This is a genomic window from Streptomyces niphimycinicus (assembly GCF_018883605.1).
In the GTDB taxonomy this organism is placed as follows: Bacteria; Actinomycetota; Actinomycetes; order Streptomycetales; family Streptomycetaceae; genus Streptomyces; species Streptomyces niphimycinicus.
This window is the reverse complement of record NZ_JAHLEM010000332.1, coordinates 1-4236: the sequence shown is the minus strand read 5'-3', so window position 1 is coordinate 4236 and position 4236 is coordinate 1. Positions and strand designations below refer to the sequence as shown.

General features: G+C 70.8%; 1 protein-coding gene. It reads left to right on the top strand.

Annotated features, from left to right (window positions below; translation table 11 throughout):
- Positions 1-4236: type I polyketide synthase (locus KN815_RS27610; RefSeq protein ID WP_216344623.1), on the top strand; the 4236-nt coding region annotated here is incomplete at both ends.

The window sequence follows — 4236 nt, the reverse complement described above, 5'->3', positions numbered from 1 at the left end:
CTCGCCACAGGTGGAGGAGATTCGGGGGGAGCTGGCGGAGGCGCTGGCGGGTGTGGAGCCGTGTGGCGGAGAGGTGCCGTTCTATTCGACGGTGACCGGGCGGCTGATGGACACCGCGGAGCTGGATGCCGGGTACTGGTACCGAAACCTGCGCGAGACCGTGGAGTTCCGGTCCACGATCGAGGGACTGCTGGATCTCGGACACACGGTATTCGTCGAGGCCAGCCCGCATCCGGTGCTGACCATCGGCATCCAGGACACCGCCGACGCCACCGACACCGATACCGCCACCGACACCGTCGTCACGGGGTCGCTCCGTCGTGACGATGGCGCGATCGAGCGGTTTCTGAGCCACCTGGCCGAGCTCCATGTGCGCGGTGTCCGGGTCGACTGGCGACCGCTCTTCGCCGGTGTCTCGCCCGTCGAGCTGCCGAGGTACGCCTTCCAGCGGGAACGGTTCTGGCTTGGGGCGGACACGGCCGAGTCCGTCGAGTCCGGGTGGCGATACCGGATCGCCTGGAAGTCACTGCCCGGAATGGACACTCCGACCCTGCCGGGCACCTGGCTGGCTGTGGTTCCCGAAGGAGCCGAGTGGGCCATGGCCGGCGCCCGGGCGCTGGCCGAGCAGGGCGGCGCACGAGTCCGTACCCTCCAGGTGCCGTACGACGCGGAGCGTCAGAGCCTGACCGGGCTGCTGACGGAGGTGGCGGGAGCCGATGACATCTCCGGTGTGGTCTCGTTCCTGGCCCTCGACGAGCGTCCGCATCCGACCCATCGGGCCCTGTCCCGGGGGATGGCGCACACTGTCGAGCTGCTGTGTGCGCTCGCCGCCGCCGAGGTCGGTACTCCGCTGTGGTGTGTCACCCGGTCAGCCGTCGCGGCCGTGCCAGGGGATCCGGAACCCAACCCCGCGCAGGCGGCGGTCTGGGGGTTCGGACGGGTGGCCGGGCTGGAGCGATCCGGGCACTGGGGCGGGCTGATCGATCTGCCCACACAGTGGGACGCACAGGTGGCGCGGAGGTTCGTCGCGGTGCTCGCCGAGACGGTCGGCGAGGACCAGGTCGCGGTGCGGCCTTCGGCCACCCTGGGCCGACGGCTGGAACCGGCGGCCACGACCGGACCGGCTGACGCGTGGCGCCCGCACGGCACGGTTCTGATCACCGGAGGAACCGGTGCGCTGGGCGCACATGTGGCACGGTGGCTGGCGCAAGCGGGCGCGGAGCACCTGGTGCTGCTCAGCCGTCGCGGCCCGCAGGCCCCGGGGGCGGCCGCGCTGGAAGACGAACTGACCGCGCTCGGCGTACGAGTGACCATGACGGCCTGCGATGTGACCGACCGGGCCGCCCTCGCCGACGTGCTGGCGTCGGTGCCGGACCTCACCGCCGTGGTCCATCTCGCGGGAACCGTGCGGTTCGGCGGTTCGATCGACGCGGATCTCGACGAATACGCCGCCGTCTTCGACGCCAAGGTCACCGGCGCCCTGCACCTGGACGAGCTGCTCGACCACGCGTCGCTGGAGGCGTTCGTCCTCTTCTCCTCGGCAGCGGCGGCCTGGGGTGGCTCCGGCCAGGCCGGTTACGCGGCGGCGAACGCCCTGCTCGACGGTTTGGCACAGCGGCGCCGGGCACGCGGTCTACCGGCCACCTCGATCGGATGGGGCACCTGGGGCGGCAGCCTCGCGCCCGAGGACGAGGAGCGGCTGAGCCGCATCGGCCTGCGCCCGATGCGGCCGGAGTCGGCCGTCGCCGCGCTGCGCCACGTCGTCGGATCGGACGAGCCCTGCCCGGTCATCGCGGACGTCGACTGGGAGACCTTCGGCCCGGCCTTCCTGGCCGGTCGGCCCAGCCCCCTGCTGAGCGAACTGCCACAACTGCGAACGGGCTCCGGCGCCCCGGCGGTGGCGGGCGACCGCACCGCATTGCGGAGGCGGCTGGCCGGGGTCCCCGCCGCCGATCAGGACCGGATGCTGGTGGATCTGGTACGGGAGCATGCGGCGCAACTCCTGGGGCATCGCGACCCGGCGGCCATCGACCCGGCGGCGCCCTTCCGGCAACTGGGCTTCGACTCGCTGACGGCGGTCGAGCTGCGAACCAGGCTGAACACGAGTACGGGACTACGTCTCCCGGCCACCTTGTTGTTCGACCACCCGAGCTGTCGGGCCGTCGCCGACCTGCTGGGCTCGGAACTGCTTGGTGGCGACCGGTCGGGCGCCCTCGCGGTGCCCGCCGCCGAGGTGGCTGCGCCCGTCGGCGCGGTGGCCTTCGACGAGCCGATCGCCATCATCGCGATGAGCTGCCGCTTCCCGGGAGACATCCAATCCCCCGAGGACTTGTGGCGGGTTGTCAGCGAGGGCCGGGAAGTGCTCTGCGACTTCCCCGACGACCGCGGCTGGGACGCGGACGCGCTGTACGACCCGGATCCGGACCGGCCCGGCACCACTTATGCGCGTACCGGCGGATTCCTCTACGACGCAGCGGAGTTCGACCCGGAACTCTTCGGCATCTCCCCGCGTGAGGCGCTGGCGATGGACCCCCAGCAGCGACTGCTGCTGGAGTCGGCGTGGCAGGTCATCGAGCGCGCCAGGATGGCGCCGACCTCCCTGCGATCCAGCAGGACCGGTGTCTTCATCGGCGGCTGGGCCCAGGGCTATCCATCGGCATCGGACGAGGGCTATGCCCTGACCGGTGCCGCGACCAGCGTGATGTCCGGTCGTATCGCCTACGCGCTGGGCCTGGAGGGCCCCGCCCTGACCGTGGATACGGCGTGTTCGTCCTCGCTGGTGGCATTGCATCTGGCGAGCGAGGCGCTGCGGCGGGGCGAATGTTCACTGGCGCTCGCGGGCGGCGTAACGGTGATGGCGACGCCCAGCACTTTCGTGGAGTTCTCGCGCCAGCGTGGGCTGGCCCCGGACGGGCGGTGCAAGGCGTTCGCCGGGGCGGCGGACGGCACCGGGTGGGGCGAGGGTGTGGGACTGCTGCTGGTGGAGCGGTTGTCTGATGCTGAGCGCAATGGGCATCGGGTGTTGGCTGTGGTGCGGGGTTCTGCGGTGAATCAGGATGGTGCGTCGAATGGGTTGACGGCGCCGAATGGTCCGTCGCAGCAGCGGGTGATCCGGCAGGCGCTGGCGAATGCCCGTTTGTCGGCGGTGGATGTGGATGCGGTGGAGGCGCACGGTACGGGTACGACGCTGGGTGATCCGATCGAGGCGCAGGCGTTGCTGGCCACGTACGGCCAGGATCGGGATCCGGAGCGGCCGCTGTGGTTGGGGTCGTTGAAGTCGAACATCGGTCATACGCAGGCGGCGGCGGGCGTGGCCGGTGTGATCAAGATGGTGATGGCGCTGCGGCACGGGGTGCTGCCGCGAACGCTGCATGTCGATGAGCCGACACCGAAGGTGGATTGGTCCACCGGCGCGGTGGAGTTGCTCACCGAGTCGGCCGAGTGGCCGCGGGAAGACCGACCGCGTCGCGCCGGGGTGTCGGCGTTCGGCGTGAGCGGCACCAACGCCCACGTCATCCTGGAGCAGGCACCGGAGGCGCCTGCCGAGAGCAGGAACGATCGCGTGGAGCCGGTGGCGGTGCCCTGGGTGCTCTCGGGCGCGAGCGAGGCGGGTCTGCGGGCGCAGGTCGAACAAGTGCGGACCTTTGTCGACGACAATCCCGCGCTCGACCCGGCGGACGTCGGCTGGTCGCTGGCATCTACGCGTGCGCTGCTGCCATATCGCACCGTCGTCGTGGGCACGGACCTCGCCGAACTGCGACGTGAGTTGGACACGGTGGAGGTCACCGGCGCGGTCGGGGCGGATCGTGGCGTGGTGTTCGTCTTCCCGGGGCAGGGGTCGCAGTGGGTCGGGATGGCGCTGGAGTTGGCGGAGTCTTCGGCGGTGTTCGCGCGGCGGTTGGGTGAGTGTGCGGATGTGCTGGCTCCGTTGGTGGAGTGGTCGTTGTGGGATGTGCTGGGTGATGAGGTGGCGTTGGGGCGGGTGGATGTGGTGCAGCCGGTGTTGTGGGCGGTGATGGTGTCGTTGGCGGAGTTGTGGCGTTCGTTTGGTGTGGTGCCGTCGGCGGTGGTGGGTCATTCACAGGGTGAGATCGCGGCGGCGTGTGTTGCGGGTGGTTTGTCGCTGGCGGATGGCGCTCGGGTGGTGGTGCTGAGGAGTAAGGCGTTGCTGGCGCTGTCGGGTCGGGGTGGGATGGTGTCCGTCCCGGTGCCTGCTGACCGGCTGCGGGATCGTCC